Here is a 22,474-nt window from a genome sequence, read left to right on the forward strand (position 1 = left end):
TTACATAAATAAAACAGAACAATAACTTTCAATATATGTATTTTTATTAACAAAATACAAGGGTCATAATGCTTTTTTCTTTTATCCCTCTTCTTGGAGACAATGCGTGCCTCTCGTTGCTTTGAGTTTTTTGCCTATTTTTATCCCTATCATGTTCTTTTTAGGAGGATGGTATGCGGGCCGAACGAACACCGCATCGGTGCCCCAAAAAGCCGTTTGGTTAAGCCGTTCTCTGCTGATGATTTTTTTACTGATGTTTCCCATTAGTTACGTGTTTGCTGATGCTTGGCAAGCCTCACATTGGATTCGTCACACCTCCCTTAGCCAAATCATGCTTGGATTAGTCACCATCATGGGTTGGGTACTGATCACATTTTCTCGTCACTATATGGCAGGGCAAACACGCAGCAAACGCTATTATCGCTGGTTAATGTTCACTCTGGCCTCGGTGTCGGTGACCGTCACATCCAATCATCTGGTGGTTTTTTGGCTGGGCTGGCTCGGCATCAGCCTGTCATTGCATAATCTGCTGACCTTTTACCCAGACCGCCCACGCGCCATTCTTGCTGCCCATAAAAAATTCATCGTGGCCCGCCTCGCCGAGCTGGCTTTACTGGTCGCCTTTGTTCTCTTGTATCAAACACACGGTAGCTTATACATCAGCGACATTTTAAATACGCTTACCCTACAAGCCGATGCCAATATCGAACTTTCAAACACGGACCACATCGCTGCAACGCTTATTGCACTTGCTGCTTTAATTAAGTGCGCACAACTGCCCTTCCATGGTTGGTTGATTCAGGTCGTCGAATCCCCTACGCCAATCAGTGCGCTGCTGCACGCGGGTGTGATCAACTTAGGCGGCTATCTGGTATTACTGTTTGCCCCCTTAGTCGCACAAAGTTCCTACGCGATTTGGTTGCTGTTATTGATCTCCGGGCTGTCAACGCTGGCCAGTGCGCTTGTTATGACCACCCGCATTAGCGTCAAGGTTCGACTCGCCTGGTCAACCAGCGCTCAAATGGGGTTGATGCTGATGGAGTTCGCCTTGGGCTTGTATGAACTGGTTTTGTTGCATTTATTAGCTCACTCATTTTACAAAGCTTACTCTTTCTTAAACTCAGGCAACGCCATTAACGACACGCTTCGCCTTACACTGTCCGGCGCGTCCGCTAACGGTCGACTGTCTGAAAACAAACCCACTTTAACTGCTTGGTTTTCTGTTATTGCGCTTAGTACCGCTGGCGTTTTCTTGGTACGTACACTGTTTGGTTTTGACGGCGCACTCAGTACTTGGTGGTTGCTGGCCCTAGCCATCAGCCTGCTTGTGCTTCAATGGCGCGCCTCAGAACACGCCCCGTCATTATTGTCTATCTGTGTTGTGAGTATTTTTCTATGCGTCATTTACGCCACACTAAAAGATACTGTGAGAGTGATGTTTCCTATTACCCACATTGGCCACACCGATGCGTTTTCCCTAGCGGATCTATGGGCAATACTGCTGTTTAGCCTGTTATTTATCATCAATGCTTTACTGCATTACCAAGTACATTTGTCTTGGGTAAGACGGCTTTCCATCACGTTGTTTGCTGGCTTATACCTAGATGAATGGTTAACACGCCTTGTCTTAAGAATCTGGCCTGTCACCTTACCAGCACGGGCCAAAGACCAACACAATGCCCCCCATTATTCTCACTCAGCCAACGACCGTTAAGGAGCCTATATGACACTTTCATCTTCTGCTCCATTGTCTGCGCAACATAAAGCGTGCTTGTCCGATGCCGCCGCGAAAATAGCACCAAATTGGCCATTGGATAAGCTCATTGCAGTCAACCCACTTTGGTCACACATTGCTAGGCCTTTCGATCAGGTGTGTGATGAGTTGTCCGCGCTGGCGGGCATCAAAACTCACTTACCGCTTACTACCTATGCCTCCTACTTTGAACAAGGGCGTATTCAACTGAATGCTCTTGCTCAAGCGGCTCGACATTATCAGTTCGATACCGAAACGGATGCACTCGTTCAACGTCTGTCTCAGCCGATTAACCTGACCCGTCAGTGGTATAACATTGCCGATATTGCCGACCAATATCGCCCTACGAATAAGATGTCTTGGCATGACGAAATCACCCATCAAGTGAGTCAGTTTTGCGCTGCACACTATCAAGAACAAAGTCCAACATTACGACAAAAAAGCGCAAACCTAGACGTAGACCTCTATGCGCACTGGCTAGAAATCACCACAGAAGACAAGGGTTTAAGCATCCTGATGGGGGAATCCAATCTTAAGGACTACTTTCGTTCTTTACCGACCAATAAGGATGAGCTTTTTGCCCTGATGATCAAAGAATTGGCTCTGCAAACCGAGTCATTGGCCATCTATGCTCATTCACTATTATTAGACATTAATGGCTGGGGAAGCTATCTCGCTTATTTAGATGGCTTTGCGCCTAAAAGCACACAAGAAACAGAGGCCAAAGACCCTCAGGTCGAGTCTCTATTAGCCATTAAAATGGCATGGGATTGGGTGATATGGCGTTACCTAAAAGACACATCCAATGCCAATTTCAGAGCCGTAGAGCGACATTGGCAACAACAATGTCTGCAAATAGATGAACTCATTAATGAGCATCATGTCGCTAATCAGTCACTGAAAATATGGGCGATGGCGCTGGAGTTAAGCGAACAAAACACGCTCCACCAAACCTTGTTGTCCGCGCCACCACACACAATTACTCCTCCTGTTCTACAGGCTATTTTCTGTATTGATGTTCGCTCAGAAATTTTCCGTCGAGCCTTAGAAAAGCAATCGGATAGGATCCAAACCTTTGGTTTTGCTGGGTTCTTTGGCTTACCCATTGAGTATCACGCCAAAGGCAGTCAGTTTTCTCGCCCTCAGTTACCCGGCTTGCTGATACCAAGCATCCAGGTCACAGAACAACACAGTAATGACAAACACGTTCACCACCAGCAACAAGAAGCCCGCTGGCACCGTTGGGGACACGCCGCACCCGCTTCTTTTTCTATGGTGGAATCCATGGGATGGTGGTACGCCTTCAAAATGTTTAAACAAACCTTATTTCCAAAGAGGCAAGATAATCCTGTTGACCGCCTCGCGCCTCACACTCAATGGCATTTAAGCAAGCAAGGCGTGACGCTCACCCATCAAGATAAGGCCGATTTGGCGATGGGGATCTTAACCACTATGGGGATTCAACATTACGCCGAGACGGTGTTGCTGGTCGGCCATGGTAGCCAAACCAGTAATAATCTTCACGCGACAGGGCTGGAATGCGGCGCCTGCGGTGGGCAAAGTGGCGAGGTCAATGTAAAAGTTCTAGCCAGTCTGTTAAATGATCCATCAGTGCGTACATTGCTCAGTCAAATGGGAACAAACATTCCACCTCAGACGCAATTTATCGCGGCAATGCATAACACCACCACGGATCAGTTGACCTGCTACGATCATCAACCCAATGCCGCCTTTTCTGGATGGTTCACACACGCCATGTACGCTGCCCAAAAAGAACGCGCCGCTACCCTAGACCCAGCTCTAACCCATCTTTCTGCTGCCGCTAGAAACAAGGCCTTTATTCAACGCGCCAATGACTGGTCACAAGTTCGCCCAGAATGGGGGCTAGCGAATAATCACAGTTTTATCATTGCACCACGTTATAAAACGCGCAAAGTTAATCTGAAAGGACGCAGTTTTCTACACGATTACGATGACCGTTTCGATCACGACTTCACCACTTTGGAAAAAATAATCACTGCTCCCATGTTGGTAAGTCACTGGATCAATATGCAATACAATCTATCAGTGACGGACAACTTCAAATTTGGCAGCGGCGATAAGGTGCTCCACAATGCCGTCGGAGGAAGCATAGGTGTCTTCGAAGGCAACGGTGGCGACCTGCGTATCGGCCTGTCAAAGCAATCCATTCATGATGGACAACACTGGATGCATACGCCGGTCAGACTGGCGGTGTATATAGACGCGCCACAGGAGGCCATCGCGGATATCATCGCCAAGCACGAGTTAGTAAGGCATCTGGTCGATAACGACTGGCTCTATCTTTACCAATGGCAGGATAACAAGATCACGCGCTTTTATCAGAGAAAGTGGCGGGCTTTGTGATCGTGAGATAAAAAAATACCCAATCGATCAGAATAATCGATTGGGTATCTGTGTTTCAGATCCGTGTTTTAGATTCGTGGTTTAGAAAGAGATGAGAGCGTTACCAGCCTTTTACAACGCCATCTTTAAACTCGGTCATAGCGGCTTGGTAAACCGCTTCCGTCTGATACGCCTGAACAAACTTCTTCACATTTTCCGCTTGCACATTGTCTTTACGCGCCACAATTAAGTTCACGTAAGGCGAGTTCTTATCTTCGACAAACACACCGTCTTTTTCTGGCGACAAGTTAATGTTGCTGGCATAGGTTGTGTTAATGATCGCAAGCGCGACGTCGTCCATAGAGCGAACCAATTGCGCCGCTTCAAGTTCAACAATATCGAGATTTTTTGGGCTATCCACAATATCCAATACAGTGGCTTTAAGGCCAACCCCTTCTTTTAAAGTAATCAGGCCTTGCTGCTCTAACAAGATCAAAGAACGCGCTAAGTTCGTTGGGTCATTAGGAACCGCAATTTTATCGCCGTCTTTTAACTCATTTGTAGATTGAATGCTATTGGAGTAAGCCGCAATCGGGTAAACAAACGAGTTGCCTGCAATAGCAAAGTCGTAGCCACGATCTTGCATTTGCTGGTCAAGGTATGGCTTGTGCTGGAAAGCATTGGCATCGATAGAGCCTTCTTCTAACGCGGCATTAGGCGTCACATAGTCCGAAAAAATCACCAGTTCCACGTCTAAATTGTATGTGTCTTTGGCTACTTTCGCCGCCGCTTCCGCCACTTGTGCTTCCGAACCTGCGATGACGCCTACGGTGATTTTGTTCATGTCTGCTTCTTTCTCGCCACATGCCGCCAGCAACAAAGACACCGCCAGACCCGTTACCGCAAAAAGCCCTTTAAGATTAACACGCATTACTTTTCTCCTTGATCAAGGGTCGCCCTTGATATGTTGTTTAAAGACCGTTATTCACAAGATACATTCGTAGTAAAAATACCCTGCTGATTTATTTTGGCCGATCAACGATGGTCAACGCGTTTGACCAAGTAATCACCAATGGATTGAATAATTTGAACCAGTACCACCAAAATCACGATCGTAATCATCATGACCACCGCATCGAACCGCTGGTAACCATAACGAATGCCGACGTCACCCAGTCCACCGCCACCCACAGTACCGGCCATCGCTGAGTACCCCACTAGCGTGACCAGGGTAATCGTGACGGCATTGATAATGCCGGGTAAGGCTTCAGGCAGCAGCACTTTTAAGATAATTTGCTTTGGCTTTGCGCCCATCGCTTGAGCCGCTTCTACCAATCCCGCTGGCACTTCCAATAACGCCCCTTCGATAAGGCGGGCAATGAAGGGAGTAGCGGCAATCGCCAGAGGCACAATCGCCGCGGCGGTGCCAATCGAGCTCCCCACCAGCATGCGTGTAAAAGGAATGATCGCGACCAGCAAAATGATAAAAGGAATAGAGCGTCCAATGTTGACCACTATGCCCAAGGCTTTATTCACCACTTTATTGCTCAACAAACCCGATTCCTTCGTCAGATGCAGCAACACACCTAAGGGAATACCAAACAAAAAGCCAATCAGACCCGCCATAAACACCATGGCAACGGTTTCACCAAGGGACGACACCAGTAAATCAATTAGGCGGTCATTGTTTACCCACCAGTCGAGAACAGAATCAAGCGACATAGCCTAATACCTCCACATCAATTTTGTTTTCTTTCAAGAAGGCAATGGCTTGCTCAGTGGCGCTCGGCGTACCAAAGAACTCCGCCAACATGAGACCAAACTTGATGCCACCCACATAATCCATATTGGAGCTCAAAATACTGATGTCTAAATGAAATTCACGGGCCACCTGACTGATAATCGGTGCATCCACCGACGCTCCCGTAAACTCAAGACGCACCAGAGGGTGCGTCGTGGCGGTTTTAGCATGACTCAAACGCGCTTGGTAATCGGCTGGAATCGACAGGTCGAGGGTTGAGCGAATAAACTCGCGTGCTAATGCCGTTTTGGGATGGGCAAAGATATCGCCCACTGCGCCCTGCTCCACCAGCTTACCGTCGCCAATAATCGCCACATCACTACAGATGCTTTTCACCACCGCCATTTCATGGGTAATCAGCAGAATCGTCAGGTTAAACTCTTGGTTTATTTTACGCAGTAAATCGAGGATGGATTGTGTTGTGGCGGGGTCTAACGCACTGGTCGCTTCATCGCATAATAAGACCTTAGGGTCGGACGCCAACGCACGAGCAATCGCCACACGCTGCTTTTGCCCACCACTTAAATTGGCCGGATACGTGTCTTTTTTATCCCCTAACCCTACCAATTCCAGCAAACTATCGACTTTGGCTTTAATGGCTTTTTTATCCGTACCCGCCAACTCAAGTGGCAATCCGACGTTGTCAAAGACCGTTCGAGAAGACAGCAAATTAAAATGCTGGAAGATCATGCCGATTTTACGTCGCGCCAGAGTCAAATCGTGATTAGAAAGTGTGTTGAGATCCGTCCCGTCTACCACTACCTGACCATTAGTGGGACGCTCCAATAAATTTACACAGCGAATCAGTGTGCTTTTGCCCGCACCCGATGACCCAATCACACCGTATATCGCCCCCTCAGCAATACTGAGATTAATGTCGCTGAGCGCGTTAATCGCACGCTTCCCTTGGTAAAAGACTTTATTTACCTGTTTTATTTCTATCATCAAAATTCCTGAGGATTACATTCGCATGTGGCGGCTTATTACGCGGTGAGCAGACTCAGTCTGGCAATGGAGGCGACATTAAATAGTCTTGTCTATTTAGTCAATTGCATGACCATACCGAATAGAAGATTGGTTAGATTGATTCGTTATATTACGCGAAAATCGCAAAAAATAAGGAGAAAACACCAAGTATCGACAAAAAAATAGCACCATTTCGGCTCCCCAAAATGACGCTATTATTTAACACTTAAACAGGTTGAACCGTGATTTACTTACCTGTTGCGCGGGACACGTAATCGCCCGTACGCGTATCAACACGTAGTATTTCACCAATATTGATAAACAAAGGCACACGAACCATGGCGCCCGTCACCAAATAAGCGGGTTTTGAACCGCCGTTTGCAGTATCGCCTTTTACACCTGGGTCGGTGTCTTTTACTTCAAGCTCAATGAAATTGGGTGGTGTCACGTCAAGCGGTGCACCATTGTAGAGTGTCACAACGTACTTCTCTTGCTCTTTCAACCATTTCACCGTGTCACCAATCGCATTTTCATCGGCTGCATGTTGTTCAAAAGAACCGTCTACCGCCATGAAGTGCCAGAACTCACCATCGGTGTACAAGTACTCCATGTCGGTTTCCATAACGTCTGCCGCTTCTAGAGATTCGCCAGACTTAAAAGTACGTTCCCATACACGACCTGTTTTCAGGTTGCGTAATTTAAGACGGTTAAACGCCTGACCTTTACCCGGTCTAACGTGTTCGTTTTCTAAGACAGAACATGGGTCGCCATCAACAAGTACTTTTGCGCCGGTGCGCATATCGCTGGTAGAAATATTAGCCATATATCCTCACAGTATATTTTTAGAGAAAAGGCCCCGACTGGCGTATTATGTCAGTCTTATATTTTTAAGAGCCGCTGGCCTTACGGCCAAAAAGTTGGCGCTATCATAACCCAATTGAAGACAATTTTGCAGATATTTGACGTGAACCCTATTCAAACACTCGAAACACCTTCGACAATCAAGATTGTCGACAACGCCACTCAGAGCTCCTTGAGCTGGCAACAACACCTGGCTCAAGCTATTACCACGCTGCCTGAGTTAATCACCCACCTTGATTTGCCTGACTCTCTGATTCCAGAAGGTCACCAGGCTCACGAACATTTTAAGTTGCTAGCGCCTCGACCCTATTTGTCGCGTATAGAGCACGGCAATGTCAACGACCCCCTCCTGTTACAAATTCTGCCTCAAAATACAGAAATGCTGCCCGTCATGGGCTACACTAAAGACCCCTTAGAAGAAGCCGATCATAATCCACAAAAGGCCATTGTACACAAATACAAACGTCGTCTTTTAGTCATCACCACAGGCACCTGTGCGATCAACTGTCGCTATTGCTTTCGTCGACACTTTCCCTACGGCGACAACCAGTTAGCGCAAGCTGAATGGCAATCGGTCATCGAGTATTTACAGGCCCATTCAGACGTGAACGAAGTCATTCTCAGTGGCGGCGACCCTCTTATGATGAAAGATGCCCTGATGATAAAAAAGGTCAGACAATTGGAAGCCTTGCCGCAATTAAAGCGTCTGCGCATTCACTCACGGCTACCGGTGGTCATACCGGCTCGCATTACCGATGAGATGATCCATTGGATGCAAGCCAGTCGCCTCGATATCATCATGGTTTGGCACATCAATCATGCCAACGAAATGGATACAGAATTAAAAAATGCGGCCAGAAAACTGACCGACGCTGGCGTGACACTGTTGAATCAAGGGGTTATTTTGAAAGGCGTCAACGACACCGTCGAAGCACAAGTGGCTTTAAGCGAAGCGGTATTTTCGGCCGGCATTCTGCCCTATTACATGTTCACCCTTGACCCGGTAGAAGGCGCAGCCCATTTTGATCTCTCTGTCGAAGAGGCTCAACGGTTAATGGGCAAAGTCGCCGCCGAATTACCCGGCTACCTAGTGCCAAAACTGGCAAAAGAGATTCCGGGGCAAACCTCAAAAACCGTCTTCGCACCACACTTTGAGGGCATGTCATTAACAACAGGTTAACGTAACAACGCGATACGCCCTGTTTTAACCGCTTGACGACGAATACTGACGGTCGGTGCCAGTTGATACAGGTCGCCGTTGCGCCCTACTAACTGGTCAGGTACATGGCTTGACTTGGCCACATCTGCGTTGGCGTCTAAATGCTGAGGCTCGCCATGAACCGGAATGGCCAATTGAGGCTGAACCCAAGTATAGAGTTGCTTAAGTTCCTCTTGGCAAGGATGCCCACTCACGTGAATGGTTAACTCAGTATCATGAGCTTGCAGGGTGCGAATCTTCCGGCCCTTAAACTGTGACACCAAACGGTCAATCGCTTGTTCGTTGCCAGGTATGCGCATGGCACTGAACACCACCAAATCATCTGCATCAAGGCTCAGATCAAAGCAATTATCCACCGCCAGTCGGTTCAATGTGGCTCTGGGCTCTCCTTGGCTGCCAGTCACCACAGCCAATACTTCTTCACGGGGTAAATAGCCAAGATGCGATGCCTCTATGATAGGGATATCCTCCGGCCAATGCCCTGTTACACGCGCTGCACCGACCATGTTGATCAAGGAGCGACCGATTAAAGCAAGATAGCGCCCTGTCTCTTTGGCAATCCGCCCCAAAGCCACCAAGCGTGCCACGTTACTGCTAAAACAGCCGACAACCACACGATTTTTTTCTGCCGCGATGGTTTGCAGCAGCCCTTGGTAGCAATCTCGCTCAGAGGGTGAAAAACCCGCTTTTAACGCATTTGTTGAATCGCATACCATGGCCAGTACATTTTCTTTCGCGAGCGCTTTGAACGCCGTCGATGAAAAACTTTTACCCAACATAGGGTGACGGTCGATTTTCCAATCACCGGTATGAAAGAGTCGTCCTGCTGGCGTCTCAATGGTCATGGCATAAGGCTCTGGCACAGAATGGGTTAGGCCAAACCATTTCACCGTAAACACGCCAATCTTTTTGGTCTCTTTATCGTCTACTTCAATGATAGGCACCTGATCCAATAAGCCGACTTGTGCCAACTTGCGACGCAACACTTCTGCAGTAAACGCGGTGGTGTAAATAGGGCATTTAAAACGTCGCCATAAAAACGGCAAAGCGCCCACATGATCCTCATGGGCGTGGGTAATCACAATGCCTGCTAGACGCTCTTTCTGTTCACTAATAAAGCGTGGATCAGCACACACTACTTCAGATGTACTGATGTCACCACTCACGAGTGGTTCATTAAACGACACACCACAATCCACCATAAGCCATTGGCCGTCATGACCATAAAGGTTCATGTTCATACCGATTTCGCCTGTGCCACCGAGGGGCAAAAACCATAAGTCCTCTCGCGAGGGAATCAAAGATGAAATAGTACACTCCTTGTTAAAAAGCCCTATAAAAGGTCAATTCAATGTAAAACGTGAGGGGTTATTGAAGGTAAAGGGTAAACCTTTGCTCAAAGCGCCTATTATCCGCTAAAATCGCGCTCAACTGATTGGTTTCTTTACTTTAATATACTTATTTACCGGACTATTCGCTTGAATACAACGTCTCGACTGCAAACCTGGCTGGGTAATGTCTTTATTTACTGTCTTCTGACCGCCAGTGTGGTCGTATTTGCACTTTTTGGTATTCAATATATTGGCAAAAAATACGCCGAAGACGCTTTTCAACAACAATTACAACGCGCTGGCTTAACCTCACTAGTGCATTACGACAGTGTGCATTTTGACCCTTTTACACTCACGCCGTCCTTTGAGAATGTCCGCGTAGGAAGTGTTGTCACACCTTGGTTGCATTTTGCGAGGATTTCATTCAACCACTATCCTCTTACGCACCCTAATCTAGATATAGACTTCTGGGTCAAGGAAAGTTCCATTGCAGATCTATCCCGTGACACCGGACACCTCATGCGAGCGGCTGGCGTAGACACATTATTAGGCAAAGGCTCTTTATCTTCACACACCGACGCCAATGAACTCATCACCCAGCTTCATGTAAACATCAAAGACATGGGCAAGGTGACACTAGAATCGCATATTAATGTACTCAGTTCGTCGCTGTCTTTAACGGAATTACGTTCAGATCTGTTGGCGTCTTTTGCTCTTGGTCAGCCAGAAGCCATGTTGAGCCTGTACGGTGAAACCATCGAGCTTCATCGCCTGATGCTCAAATACGAAGAAGCTGGACTTATCCGTCACCTTTTTCCTTCTTCGTCGCAATCGCCACAATCAGCCGATTATTCACAGGAGACGCAAAAAAGATTCCGATTAGTCAGTCAAGCAATGGGGCTGGCGCCAAAAGAGTCCAAAGAAGCCAACGAAATAGCAAACGCACTAACGCGCTTTTTACGTCAACCCGAAACATTAACCCTGTTCATTGAGCCAGAAACACCCACCAGCATCAAACAACTGATGCACTTTTCAGAACAAGAGCAACTTTATCGCCGCAGCAAAATGACCCTCACAGCGGAATAAACAGTTAAGTAAAAGGATTAAACATAGGGCGATAAGATTGATTTGACGTTGCCCGCGCCACGCCTTTCACCATACGAAAGATGGACCAGATCCACACCCCCAATAAAACAAAGTAGCCAATAAAAAACAGCGTTAAAAACAAGCCAACGACACTGAGAAAGATCCCCCACCAAAACGTACTGATAATGTTTACATAATGGTCTTCGTACAAGGTGCCCCGTGCATCACTGATTTTGACCATCGCCCAAATCGCGCCAATCAACCAAAATACGCCGGTAAAAATACCCAGTAACATACACACATAAGACACAATCACATTGCTCTTTGCGTTATCTTCACGCATGGTATTACGAGGATCAGGTTCAAATCCGGACATACACAGTCACTCCATTTTTATTTAGACAATGATTTTAAATTGCATGCGCATCGTAGCGCCTCTGTTTATTCTTTTGCCGCGTCTCACATGTTGAGGCTTTATTAGGAACCGCATGAAAACTGTGACGATTTTAGTCGACGTACAAAATGTTTATTACACCACAAGACAAGCCTTTCGGCGCTCTTTTGATTACAACATATTCTGGCGACAGGTCACACAAGAGCGTCAAGTGGTCAAAGCCATTGCCTACGCCACCGATCGTGGCGATGAAAAACAACGACAATTTCAAAACATTCTTCGAGCCATCGGTTTTGAGGTCAAACTTAAGCCTTTTATTCAACGCTCTGACGGCTCCGCCAAAGGCGATTGGGACGTGGGCATTGCCATTGATGGCATCGAATACGGCAAAGACAGCGACACACTGGTACTGGTTTCCGGTGACGGTGACTTTGATCTGTTGGCTAAAACACTGCGTAAAAAGTACCACACAGAGGTCGAAGTGTATGGGGTTGAACCGCTTAGTGCGCAATCCTTAATAGGTGCCGCCAGCAAATTTATTGCTATTGATGACACATTATTACTAAAATGAGGTCTATCATGTTGCCCTAAGCCGATGATACATCACGATAAACATCATTCATTTCTTGACCTATAGACACACATTTAATGCACGCTAAATACACACCAAGCCTTATCGAAACCAAAGCCATGCTGCATAAGTGGCTAAGCCTTATCAGTGGTTTGTTTATGTGGTGTTTTGCTGCAGTTAATTTTTTGATTTTGCATCAGCCATTACTAGGTGTTGTTGAAATCGTCTGTGGAGGATTTAATCTTTTTTGTTTTTATCATGTCTATCGAGACAGCGTAAAAACATGGCACAGTGTTGCCTTGTTGCTGTCGATCACCACCGTGATATTTTGTGTATTTTTCTTTGCCGATTTAAGGGCTGGGTCCGTTTTCTGGCTGCTGTTCCTACCGCCCCTGTATTGTTTATTGACCAGCACAAAGTCCGCCCTTATTTACAGCATTGCCTTTGCGATTCCTGCCGCAGTCATTTTATTCTTCAAATCTGACACCGATGCGTACATCGCCTGGCGTGCGGTGACCAATTTTTTAATCACTTACTTTTTATCGTACTTAATCTGCTACCTCTACCAAAAACAATACCTTGTTAGAGACCTCTCCTTACAAAAGATGGCCTTTCAAGACCCACTTACTGGTGCGAGAAATCGTCATGCTCTCAAGCTGTTTTTTTATGATTTCAATAAAGCGTTCACCAAACAACAGCAAGAAGATACCCACTTATTAATCATCGATATCGATTTTTTCAAACGAGTCAACGACGCATTCGGCCATGATGTAGGCGATGCGGTCTTAGCACAAATGACGGAATTACTGCACCTTTACGCTGACAGCGATGTTGTTTATCGAATTGGCGGAGAAGAGTTTTTAATCGTTTTAAAAGAACACACCGCTCAGCAAGCGCTGAATTTTGCAGAGGCCATACGCAAACACGTTGAAGACGCGGTTTTCCACAGCAAAGAGCAAGAAATAAAAGTAACGGTCAGTATTGGTGTTGCTCCGCTGCATCGCGACCAAACGTTTCGGGATTTTCTGCGAGCCGCCGACAAAAACCTTTATTCAGCCAAGCACAAGGGCCGCAATATGGTGCACTGCGACGACACCTCAAAGGCACACTAACAAAAAGTGTTGATATACAAGGCTTCTACTTTTTCTCTTGCCCACGGGGTCTTACGTAAAAATTTTAAGCTGGACTTCACCGAAGGATCACTCTTAAAACAGTTAATATTGATACGAAAAGACAATTCTTCCCAACCATAATGTGCCGCCAACTCAGTGACAATCTGCTCCAGTTTAACGCCGTGCAAAGGGTTGTTTACCTGCATGTTACTCATGTTTATCAGCTCTTCTTATTGATAAAAAAACGAATCATACGATGTTATTTGACTATTACAACAAATCCCCGAAAAATAGCCCGATTAGCATTGTTTGCAAACCACTTACCTGATTAAACGAGGAGACACACATGGGAATTTTATCTGGCCTTAAAGGGCTGTTTTCCGGTTCAGAAACAACACCCGAACCCGCTGAAGAAGCGGTTGAATACAAAGGTTTTTCCATTGTGCCTGCGCCCATCAAAGATGCGGGACAATTTCGTGTTGCCGCCACCATCACCAAAGGCCAAGACGACACCCTTCAGACACATAACTTTATTCGTTCTGACCTGATCGGTAGCCACAGTCAATGCGTCGAAATTACCTTACGCAAAGCCAAACTCACCATTGATCAACTGGGTGAGGCTATTTTTCAATAGGCACCGCTATGACAACGCCTTTAGACCATGCCTGCTGACCAGACCGTTAAGTCGCCTTTATGAGCTTACCCATAGGACAACACTGGACACTCGTCGGCGACGAGGAAGATCTGCTGGGCCCAGACTTTCGAACTCGGACATTTGCCTTTTCTGATACACACAGCCAAGACCCTAAAAAGCGTGTCCACACCACACTGATCCATCACCTTGGCAATGTTAAGGCCAATAAGAGTATTCTGTATATCCACGGCTATACGGACTATTTTTTTCAGACCGGTTTCGCTGAGCATTTTATTGCCTTGGGGTATCGGTTTTACGCCTTAGATTTACAAGGCTATGGTCGCTCCATTCGCCCTTTTACACCGCCCAACTGGTGTGATTCGATCGATCAGTATGGACAAGACATCGACATTGCATTAGCAACAATGAAAGAAGACGGTGTCGATGACGTCACGCTAGTAGCACATTCAACGGGAGGTTTAGTCGCAGCAACCTATTTGGCTCAACCTTACGCTTTACCAGAACGGGCCAGTTACTACCGCAAAGCGTTTCCACATGTTAGCGGTTTGATTTTAAACAGCCCTTTTTTGGCCTTACCTTTTCCCCCTGCGGTGCTTAACCGTATTAGTTGGCCGATTCGTATGCTGGTTTCGTTATTGCCATTTTCGTCGTTGCGCGCTAACAAGGTCACGTTATACGCCAAGACCTTACACACAAAGTTTGGTGGGGAATGGGATTATCGCTTGGACTGGAAACCCGCTGAAGGGTTTGATTTGTCCTTTCATTGGTTACGCGAGGTCATTCGCGCCCAGCGCCACTTAGCACAACAGAGCCTCTCAATCCCCACGTTACTCTGTCGCTCAGAGGTCAGCACCATAGGAAAAAACACGCCAGAGGAAACGCGTCAAGGAGATGGCGTGTTGGATGTCGACAGCATGCAAGACGCCGCTCAACAGTCGTTTCAGAACCTAGATGTCGCTGTTATTCAAGGCGGCTTTCACGATCTGTACCTATCACCAAAGCCTGCCCGTGACGCCTACTTATCCCACATTACTCATTGGCTAAATAAGCAAGACTAAACGATCAAAAACAGAGGTAATCGACGCCTCTATCGCTTATGCATTAGCCACCTTGACTGCGCATAACCCGATCGAGCAAACAGCTTGGTAGAAAACGTCTCATGAGCACGGCCGCATAAGTTGGCACGGTCACATAATAATGTGCCTTAGGGCGATTGGACTCCAAAGCATGCAGCAGTTTCTTCACCACAGCGCTCGCTGGCAAAGTATGGGACGATGCCGGCCCCTCTTTACTCAATCTTGCCATAGCCTCAACATACCCCGCCTGATGGCGACTCTTTGAGACATCAATATGACGCTTCAAGGCCAACAGAGCATTAGCACGAAAGCGGCTTTCAATCGGGCCTGGCTCGATTAAACTCACTTTAATGGGGGTATCGGCTAACTCTAAACGCAGGGTGTCTGTTAAGCCTTCCAAAGCAAACTTACTGGCGTTGTAAGCACCACGAAACGGTGCGGCCACTAAACCAAGCACAGAACTGTTGTTGACGATGCGACCGAACCCCTGCGCCAACATTAATTTTAGTACCTGAGTGGTTAACTCATGGGTACCAAAGACATTACTGTCGAACTGCTCTCTCAACGCCTCAACTGGCAAATCTTCAACAGCACCCGGTTGCCCATAGGCACCATTATTAAACAAGGCAAATAGCTCGCCATTAGTTATCGCTAACGTTTCTTCTAACCCTTTGGCAATAGAGGCCGAATCAGACAAGTCTAATTGCACAACGTGATGAAGCCCCTGCGCCTTTAACGCCTCAACATCGTCGGCTTTACGACAACTGGCCACCACTAAAAAGTCCCGGTCTTGAAGCATTTTCGCCGCCTCTAAACCAATACCACTCGAACAACCCGTTATCAAAATCGAATATTGCATTGTGACTCCCCACCAGGAAATTTATGACCGTCTTGAGATACTAACAAAATAGCAAGATGCCTGTCTTTTTATTGATATATATCAAATTTCAAACGCCATTACCCCTTCATACTAGCCACCTATAAATGCACCTAATAATTTGCCCAAATAATAAAAAAGGACGTTACATGTCGCTGAGTTCCATCAAAATCCGTTATAAGCTTTGGGGGTTAATTGCGACTCTCGTCACCTTACTGCTCGTTTTTACTATTACAACCTACAGCGAACTCTACAATCAATTACTAGACGCACGCCAGCAACAAGTAAAAGAGCAAGTGGATAACGCGTATTCTCTGGTTAATCATTATGGCCAACAGGCGCAATATATTGGAGAAGAAAAGGCGAAAAAATCCGCACTGGAAGCCATCGCTGCCTTACGGTTTGGTGATAACGGCTACTTCTGGATCAATGACATGCAAGCCACTTTGCTTATGCATCCCTTAAAGCCAAGCATCATTGGGAAAAATATGGCAAAAACCACCGACGCTGAAGGCCAATTTCATTGGCAGAAAATGGTCGATACGGTAAAAAAACAAGGTGAAGGGTATGTTAACTACGCTTATCAAGGCCCGCAAGTAAACAAACCAGAGGACAAAGTCTCCTATGTGAAAGGCTATAAACCATGGGGATGGGTGATTGGCAGTGGCGTCTTTTACAGCTCGGTAACCGACCTTTTCTGGCGAGCCGTCGCACAGTCTGCCGTTATTGAATTATTGCTGATTGTGTTTGCAACGGTTGCTAGCATCGTTGTTGTACACAACATTACCCGCCCTTTGAAGATAGTAACAAACCACCTTCAACACATTGCCAGTGGTGACTTAACAGAGCAGTTAGACATGAAACGAGGCGATGAAATCGGCGTGCTTGTTGACGCTGCCAACTCAGCCTCTCAATCGCTCAACGATACGCTCCTTGAAGTCGATCATGCTATCAGTGAACTGCAAGCCGTCTGTGTGCAAATGCAGGGCAACAGCGAAAACACCAAACAAGGTATGGACAAACAATTTCAGGATGTGGAATTGCTTGCCACTGCAATGAACCAAATGTCTTACTCTATCCGCGATGTGGCACAGCACGCCAAGGACACCGCCAGCGCCACACAAACAGTACAAACCATCACTCGTCAAAGTAGCGAAGACCTCAACACGACCGACAGCGATATTCAAAAACTGACGCACTATATTGCTGGCGCCAATGATGTGATTGTCAAACTGCTCGCTCAAACCACTGACATTGACTCAGTGCTGGGGGTCATTGAAGGCATTTCCGAACAAACAAACCTGTTGGCATTGAATGCCGCCATTGAAGCCGCCCGAGCAGGCGAGCTCGGCCGTGGGTTTGCTGTCGTTGCGGATGAGGTTCGCTCTCTCGCCAGTCGTACTCAAACCTCTACCGTGGAAATCAGCGCTATTATTGAGAAATTGCAGCAACAATCTAAAGCAGCTTCTTCTTCCATGGCCTCCAGCACCCTGCAAGCAGAAAGCAGTGCCGAGCGTATGCGCCTTGCCGCCCAGAAGTTAAGAGACATGCTGATACAGGTGGACGATGCCTCCGCTCGTAGCAATCAAATCGCCCTTGCCGCCGAACAGCAAGGCTCTGTCGCAGAGGAAATCAATCAAAACATCGTTGGTATTCGTACGGTTTCCGAAAAAGTACTGATCGATGCTCAACAAGTGTCCGATGGCAGTACCATGATTGCCAATATGAGCCACGCACTGAGCAATAAAATCCGACAGTTTAAATTCCGTTAATACTTTGTAAATAATGGGGGGCTGCAAGGAAACCGGCAGCCCATTTTGCCTTCCCCACTTAGTGCCATATATGTCAAAAACCACGCCATATATGGCAATAAACCGCGCTATTAGTCAGTTCTAATTTAAACAAAATCCCTTTAAACACCAAACTAGTTTTTAAAAATCAATTACTTACTTTATTTTCAACACCTTTGGCACGCTTTCTGCTCTAAGTACAGTATTGAAATCTCAGATAGATGCCCTATCTGGGAAAAATTAATTAATGAGGTGACATATGACAACCCATCCTATCGCCCAACCTAACGTCGCGGCGTTTTTTGACAAAGATTCCAATACCTTTTCCTATGTTGTAAAAGATCCAGCATCGTCCAGCTGTGCCATCGTCGACAGTGTATTAGATTTTGACTACGCGTCTGGTGGTACTTTTAACACGAGCGCTGATGAAATTATTGCTTATGTAACCGACCACAAACTTAAAGTGGAATGGTTGATTGAAACCCACGTTCATGCCGATCACCTTTCTGCAGCGCCTTATATCCAGAAAAAACTGGGCGGCAAAATTGGCATTGGCTCTGACATTAAGACCGTACAAAAAACATTCGGCACTATTTTTAATGAAGGGGCCGACTTCTTAATTGATGGTTCACAGTTTGATCACCTGTTCACAGACGGCGAGCAATTCAAAATTGGCGAAATGACCTGTACCGCCATGCACACACCAGGCCACACACCAGCGTGTTTCACTCATGTGTTAGGCGATGCGGTGTTTGTTGGGGATACCTTGTTTATGCCAGATGCAGGCTCTGCACGTGCTGACTTCCCAGGTGGTGATGCCGGTATCTTGTATGACTCTGTGCAGAAAATCCTCGCGCTACCTGATGATTTTCGTATTTTCATGTGTCACGACTACTGCCCAAATGGCCGTGAGCTTGAGTATCAAACAACCGTTAAGAAGCAGCGTGAAGAAAACATCCACGTTAAGAAAGACATCAGCAAAGCGGCCTTCATTGAGCTTCGCGAGAAGCGTGACAGCACCTTGGCTATGCCGCGTTTGATTCTACCTTCCCTTCAAATTAACATGCGCGCAGGTCACATGCCTGAGCCAGAAGAGAACGGTATGTCTTACTTAAAAGTCCCACTTAATGCTTTCAAATAATCCCTTAAACGCGATTTAAAGCAATTTAAATCGCGTTACTTAAGGTCTCAAAACCACATGGCCCCATCATGTGGCTCAATAAAAAAATAGCCTAATGAGCCCTCATTAGGCTAACTATAAAATGAGAGAACAAGCATGCTACGTAAACAAATCACCGAAAAATACTCCGTGTCCGAGCAAATTACGTTAGACGATGTCAACACACTGGCTGACGCAGGGGTGACGCTCATTATCTGTAACCGTCCAGACCAAGAAGAAGAGGGTCAGCTTGCCTTCGCTGACGTGGCGGCTCTGGCTAAAACGAAACATATCGACGCCATTCATATCCCCTTTTCTGGCGGAAAAATGACCGATGAACACGTTAACCAATTCGCACAGGCCATTGAAAATGCAGACAATGCCCACGCGTTTTGTCGTACGGGTAATCGCTCTAGCTTGATTTGGCAAGCAGTACAAGATGCCAAAGCCGCTAAACAAGAGCCAGCAACGCATTACGATGTTGTAATTGTTGGTGCCGGTACAGCGGGCATTTCAACCGCGGCGAGCCTACTCAAACGTCAAGCGAGTTTGAATATTTGTCTTGTTGACCCAGCAGACAACCATTTTTATCAGCCAGGTTGGACCTTGGTTGGGGGAGGTGTTTTTAACATCGCCAGCACACGTCGTACCATGGCAAACGTTATCCCCAAAGGCACAACTTGGATTAAAGAGTCTGTCAGCACATTTGCGCCAGAAAAAAACACACTCAGCCTAGAAGGTGGCAAACAACTCTCCTACGATCACCTTGTCGTTGCCGCTGGCATTAAGCTGAACTGGGACTCTGTTGAAGGATTAAAAGAGACGCTAGGGAAAAATGGGGTCACTTCTAACTACCTTTACGACTTGGCGCCTTATACTTGGGAGTTAGTGCAAAAACTTGATAAAGGGAAAGCCGTCTTTACTCAGCCACCGATGCCAATTAAATGCGCTGGTGCACCGCAGAAAGCCATGTATTTGTCGTGTGACCACTGGTTCAAAAAGGACAAACTGAACAACCTAGATGTGTCTTTTTACAACGCCGGCGCAGTACTATTTGGGGTAAAAGACTATGTCGCTTCCCTAGAAGAATACATCAAGAAATACCAGGTCAACACCAACTTCGGACACAACCTAGTGAAGGTTGATGGCCCCAATAAAAAAGCCTACTTTGCCACCACAGACCAAGACGGTGAAGCCACTGTTGTTGAAACCGAGTTTGATATGTTGCACGTGTGTCCGGCACAGACAGCGCCTGACTTTATTCGTAACAGTCCTTTGGTCGACAGCACAGGCTGGGTGGACATCGACAAAGAAACCTTACAACACACGACCTTTAAAAACGTCTGGTCATTGGGCGATGTGACGAACAGTCCGAATGCAAAAACCATGGCGGCAGTACGTAAACAGGCTCCTGTGGCAGCCCACAACATTGTAGAAGCCATGAAGGGCCGCACAGTAAACGCAGTATACGATGGTTATGGCTCCTGCCCACTGACCGTAGAGCGTGGCAAAATTGTATTGGCGGAATTTGGTTTTGGTGGAAAATTACTGCCAACTTTTCCAAAGTGGCTTAACGATGGCACCAAACCTACCTATCTCGCTTGGGTGTTAAAAGAAGACCTTTTGCCTCCCTTCTACTGGCGTGGCATGTTAAAAGGTCACGAATGGTTTGTTAAACCCCAATTGCGTAAATAATGAGAGTCACACCATGATCATGGAACGTTTCATCCCCGCTTTGTCTTGGCTAAAAGGCTATAACCGCGGACAATTTAGCCAAGACGCTACCGCGGCTTTCATCGTCACCATGTTGCTGATTCCTCAGTCGCTTGGTTACGCTATGTTGGCCGGTGTACCACCGGAAGTTGGCTTATATTCGAGTATTTTGCCTTTAGTATTGTATGCCTTGTTTGGCACCAGTACTTCTTTGTCAGTCGGGCCAGTTGCGGTGGCGTCTTTGATGACGGCCACTTCATTGGGCGTGATTGCTGAGCAAGGTACAGCGAGCTACCTTACCGGTGCCATCACGCTTGCCATGTTGTCAGGCGCTATGCTGATCATCATGGGGGCGATGAAACTGGGCATGGTCACTAACCTGCTATCGCACTCTGTTATCTCAGGGTTTATCTCTGCATCCGGTATCATCATTGCACTAAGCCAGCTTAAACACATCTTGGGAGTCTCTGCTCACGGTGACAATGTGGTTGAACTATTGGCCACCATGGTGGAAAGCATAGGGGAATTTAATGGCGTTACGTTTGCCATTGGTGCCTCTGTAGTGACCTTCCTCTTGCTTGCACGTCGTTATGCGAAGCGTGTCTTTCTTATGTTGAAGGCATCACCGTCTGCGGCGGGTTCGCTGGCGAAAACAGCGCCTATTTTGGGTGTTGCAGGCAGTTTGGCGATAGTGTACTTCTACAATTTACAATCCCATGGCGTGGCGATAACGGGGCATATTCCTGCTGGCTTGCCGACCTTGGGTCTAACATTGCCCTCTTTAGACTTGATCAAAGCCTTGGCATTGCCTGCTCTGATGATTTCTATTATCGGTTATGTGGAGTCCATCTCCGTTGGGAAAACATTAGGGGCGAAACGTCGTGAGAAGGTCAAACCGAACCAAGAATTGATTGGCTTAGGTGCCGCAAACATCGCCTCTGGTGTATCAGGCGGTTTTCCGGTAACGGGCGGATTTTCACGTTCTGTTGTCAACTTTGATGCCGGTGCGGTTACTCAGCTGGCCAGTGTGATGACAGCCATAGGCATCATGATCGCCTCCTTGTTGCTAACGCCTTTATTGTACTTTTTGCCAAAGGCCACCTTGGCAGCCACCATTATTGTTGCTGTGATGACGCTTGTGGATTTCTCTATTCTGAAGAAAACATGGCAGTTCTCTCGTAGCGATTTTTATGCTGTTTTTGCCACCATCAGTATCACCTTGTTGATGGGCGTGGAAGTGGGTGTGGCCTCTGGGGTGATCCTGTCCATTGCTTTGCACTTGTACCGTACTTCGAAGCCACACGTAGCAGAAGTTGGCCTTATCGATGGCACCGAGCATTTCCGTAATGTGAAGCGCTATGAAGTCAAAACATCACCGAACTTACTGTGTTTACGCCCTGATGAAAGCTTGTTTTTCGCCAATGCGACCTTCCTCGAAGATTACGTGGTCGATGCCATCAGTCAACGCAAAGACATTACCCATGTGGTTATTCAATGCAGTGCGGTCAATGAAATTGATTACAGTGCGTTGGAGATGTTAGAAGCGCTGAATGTGCAACTTGAAACCTTGAATATAAAACTGTCTTTCTCTGAAGTGAAAGGCCCTGTTATGGACAACCTTGAACGCAGTGGCTTCTTGAAGCACCTCACCGGTAAAGTCTATTTGTCTCAGTATCAGGCCTTTAACGATATCGCTAAAGCCTAATATTCAGCCTGTCACAAAAAGCAAAAAGCAGAATAAGACCT

At 46.8% G+C, this 22,474-nt stretch carries 20 protein-coding genes; 12 read left to right on the forward strand and 8 right to left on the reverse strand.

The genetic code is table 11. From position 1 onward, the window contains the following. Window positions 1-106: 106 nt before the first annotated feature. Both LG368_RS10215 and LG368_RS10220 read left to right on the forward strand, forming a co-directional pair. A complete protein-coding gene (locus LG368_RS10215) occupies window positions 107-1,714 on the forward strand; it encodes an NADH-quinone oxidoreductase subunit L (protein ID WP_226754621.1) in 1,608 nt (535 codons plus the stop codon). 9 nt (window positions 1,715-1,723) lie between these two features. Then, window positions 1,724-4,138 (forward strand): YbcC family protein, encoded by a 2,415-nt coding sequence (locus LG368_RS10220; RefSeq protein ID WP_226754622.1) that lies wholly within the window; start codon window positions 1,724-1,726, stop codon window positions 4,136-4,138. A 100-nt stretch (window positions 4,139-4,238) separates the two neighbouring features. Here LG368_RS10220 and metQ read toward each other — a convergent pair whose 3' ends face one another. The 4 genes from metQ to efp all read right to left on the reverse strand — a co-directional run bounded on the left by metQ (window position 4,239) and on the right by efp (window position 7,707). Further along, window positions 4,239-5,048, reverse strand: coding sequence for a methionine ABC transporter substrate-binding lipoprotein MetQ (gene metQ, locus LG368_RS10225; RefSeq protein WP_226754623.1), 810 nt, complete (start codon window positions 5,046-5,048; stop codon window positions 4,239-4,241). Window positions 5,049-5,152: 104 nt separating this feature from the next. Next, a complete protein-coding gene (locus tag LG368_RS10230; protein WP_226754624.1) occupies window positions 5,153-5,839 on the reverse strand; it encodes a methionine ABC transporter permease in 687 nt (228 codons plus the stop codon). After that, a complete protein-coding gene (metN, locus tag LG368_RS10235; RefSeq protein ID WP_226754625.1) occupies window positions 5,829-6,863 on the reverse strand; it encodes a methionine ABC transporter ATP-binding protein MetN in 1,035 nt (344 codons plus the stop codon). The genes LG368_RS10230 and metN overlap by 11 nt, the downstream gene beginning before the upstream one ends. 268 nt (window positions 6,864-7,131) lie before the next feature. Next, entirely contained in the window at window positions 7,132-7,707 is a 576-nt protein-coding gene (efp, locus tag LG368_RS10240; RefSeq protein ID WP_226754626.1) for an elongation factor P, read from the reverse strand. Window positions 7,708-7,890: 183 nt separating this feature from the next. On the opposite strand from efp, the gene epmB reads away from it, so the two are divergent. Further along, window positions 7,891-8,925, forward strand: coding sequence for an EF-P beta-lysylation protein EpmB (gene epmB, locus LG368_RS10245; protein ID WP_226754672.1), 1,035 nt, complete (start codon window positions 7,891-7,893; stop codon window positions 8,923-8,925). Here the strand turns inward: epmB and LG368_RS10250 are convergent. Further along, a complete protein-coding gene (locus LG368_RS10250) occupies window positions 8,922-10,205 on the reverse strand; it encodes a ribonuclease J (RefSeq protein WP_226754627.1) in 1,284 nt (427 codons plus the stop codon). The two genes, epmB and LG368_RS10250, sit on opposite strands and share 4 nt — an antisense overlap. 237 nt (window positions 10,206-10,442) lie before the next feature. Between LG368_RS10250 and LG368_RS10255 the strand changes: the two genes are divergently transcribed. Beyond that, the gene (locus tag LG368_RS10255) at window positions 10,443-11,381 is read left to right on the forward strand and encodes a hypothetical protein (protein WP_226754628.1); all 939 of its coding nucleotides are present in this window, start codon (window positions 10,443-10,445) and stop codon (window positions 11,379-11,381) included. 4 nt (window positions 11,382-11,385) lie between these two features. On the opposite strand, the gene LG368_RS10260 is transcribed toward LG368_RS10255, so the two are convergent. Beyond that, on the reverse strand, window positions 11,386-11,757 hold the full coding sequence (locus LG368_RS10260) for a DUF4870 family protein (protein ID WP_226754629.1): 372 nt from the start codon (window positions 11,755-11,757) through the stop codon (window positions 11,386-11,388). A 112-nt stretch (window positions 11,758-11,869) separates the two neighbouring features. Here LG368_RS10260 and LG368_RS10265 point away from each other — a divergent pair, with 112 nt between their 5' ends. Both LG368_RS10265 and LG368_RS10270 read left to right on the forward strand, forming a co-directional pair. Next, window positions 11,870-12,346, forward strand: a complete 477-nt coding sequence (locus LG368_RS10265; RefSeq protein WP_226754630.1) for an NYN domain-containing protein — start codon at window positions 11,870-11,872, stop codon at window positions 12,344-12,346. Between the two features lie 77 nt (window positions 12,347-12,423). Continuing rightward, window positions 12,424-13,458: a GGDEF domain-containing protein gene (locus LG368_RS10270; RefSeq protein ID WP_226754631.1), complete on the forward strand. Its 1,035-nt coding sequence runs from the start codon at window positions 12,424-12,426 to the stop codon at window positions 13,456-13,458. On the opposite strand, the gene LG368_RS10275 is transcribed toward LG368_RS10270, so the two are convergent. Then, on the reverse strand, window positions 13,455-13,673 hold the full coding sequence (locus LG368_RS10275; protein ID WP_226754632.1) for a VF530 family protein: 219 nt from the start codon (window positions 13,671-13,673) through the stop codon (window positions 13,455-13,457). The genes LG368_RS10270 and LG368_RS10275 overlap by 4 nt on opposite strands. A gap of 131 nt (window positions 13,674-13,804) precedes the next feature. On the opposite strand from LG368_RS10275, the gene LG368_RS10280 reads away from it, so the two are divergent. After that, entirely contained in the window at window positions 13,805-14,092 is a 288-nt protein-coding gene (locus tag LG368_RS10280; RefSeq protein ID WP_226754633.1) for an HlyU family transcriptional regulator, read from the forward strand. A gap of 59 nt (window positions 14,093-14,151) precedes the next feature. After that, a complete protein-coding gene (locus LG368_RS10285; protein ID WP_226754634.1) occupies window positions 14,152-15,171 on the forward strand; it encodes an alpha/beta hydrolase in 1,020 nt (339 codons plus the stop codon). A gap of 43 nt (window positions 15,172-15,214) precedes the next feature. Here the strand turns inward: LG368_RS10285 and LG368_RS10290 are convergent, their stop codons facing one another. After that, the gene (locus LG368_RS10290; RefSeq protein ID WP_226754635.1) at window positions 15,215-16,048 is read right to left on the reverse strand and encodes an SDR family NAD(P)-dependent oxidoreductase; all 834 of its coding nucleotides are present in this window, start codon (window positions 16,046-16,048) and stop codon (window positions 15,215-15,217) included. 167 nt (window positions 16,049-16,215) lie between these two features. Between LG368_RS10290 and LG368_RS10295 the strand changes: the two genes are divergently transcribed. The 4 genes from LG368_RS10295 to LG368_RS10310 all read left to right on the forward strand — a co-directional run bounded on the left by LG368_RS10295 (window position 16,216) and on the right by LG368_RS10310 (window position 22,433). Continuing rightward, window positions 16,216-17,838 (forward strand): methyl-accepting chemotaxis protein, encoded by a 1,623-nt coding sequence (locus LG368_RS10295; protein ID WP_226754636.1) that lies wholly within the window; start codon window positions 16,216-16,218, stop codon window positions 17,836-17,838. A 277-nt stretch (window positions 17,839-18,115) separates the two neighbouring features. Then, window positions 18,116-18,997: an MBL fold metallo-hydrolase gene (locus LG368_RS10300; RefSeq protein WP_226754637.1), complete on the forward strand. Its 882-nt coding sequence runs from the start codon at window positions 18,116-18,118 to the stop codon at window positions 18,995-18,997. A 135-nt stretch (window positions 18,998-19,132) separates the two neighbouring features. Next, entirely contained in the window at window positions 19,133-20,710 is a 1,578-nt protein-coding gene (locus LG368_RS10305; RefSeq protein WP_226754638.1) for a bifunctional protein tyrosine phosphatase family protein/NAD(P)/FAD-dependent oxidoreductase, read from the forward strand. Between the two features lie 13 nt (window positions 20,711-20,723). Then, window positions 20,724-22,433 (forward strand): SulP family inorganic anion transporter, encoded by a 1,710-nt coding sequence (locus tag LG368_RS10310; RefSeq protein ID WP_226754639.1) that lies wholly within the window; start codon window positions 20,724-20,726, stop codon window positions 22,431-22,433. The last annotated feature ends 41 nt before the right edge of the window (window positions 22,434-22,474 follow it).

The organism is Marinomonas algarum, from assembly GCF_020532605.1.
Lineage (GTDB): Bacteria > Pseudomonadota > Gammaproteobacteria > Pseudomonadales > Marinomonadaceae > Marinomonas > Marinomonas algarum.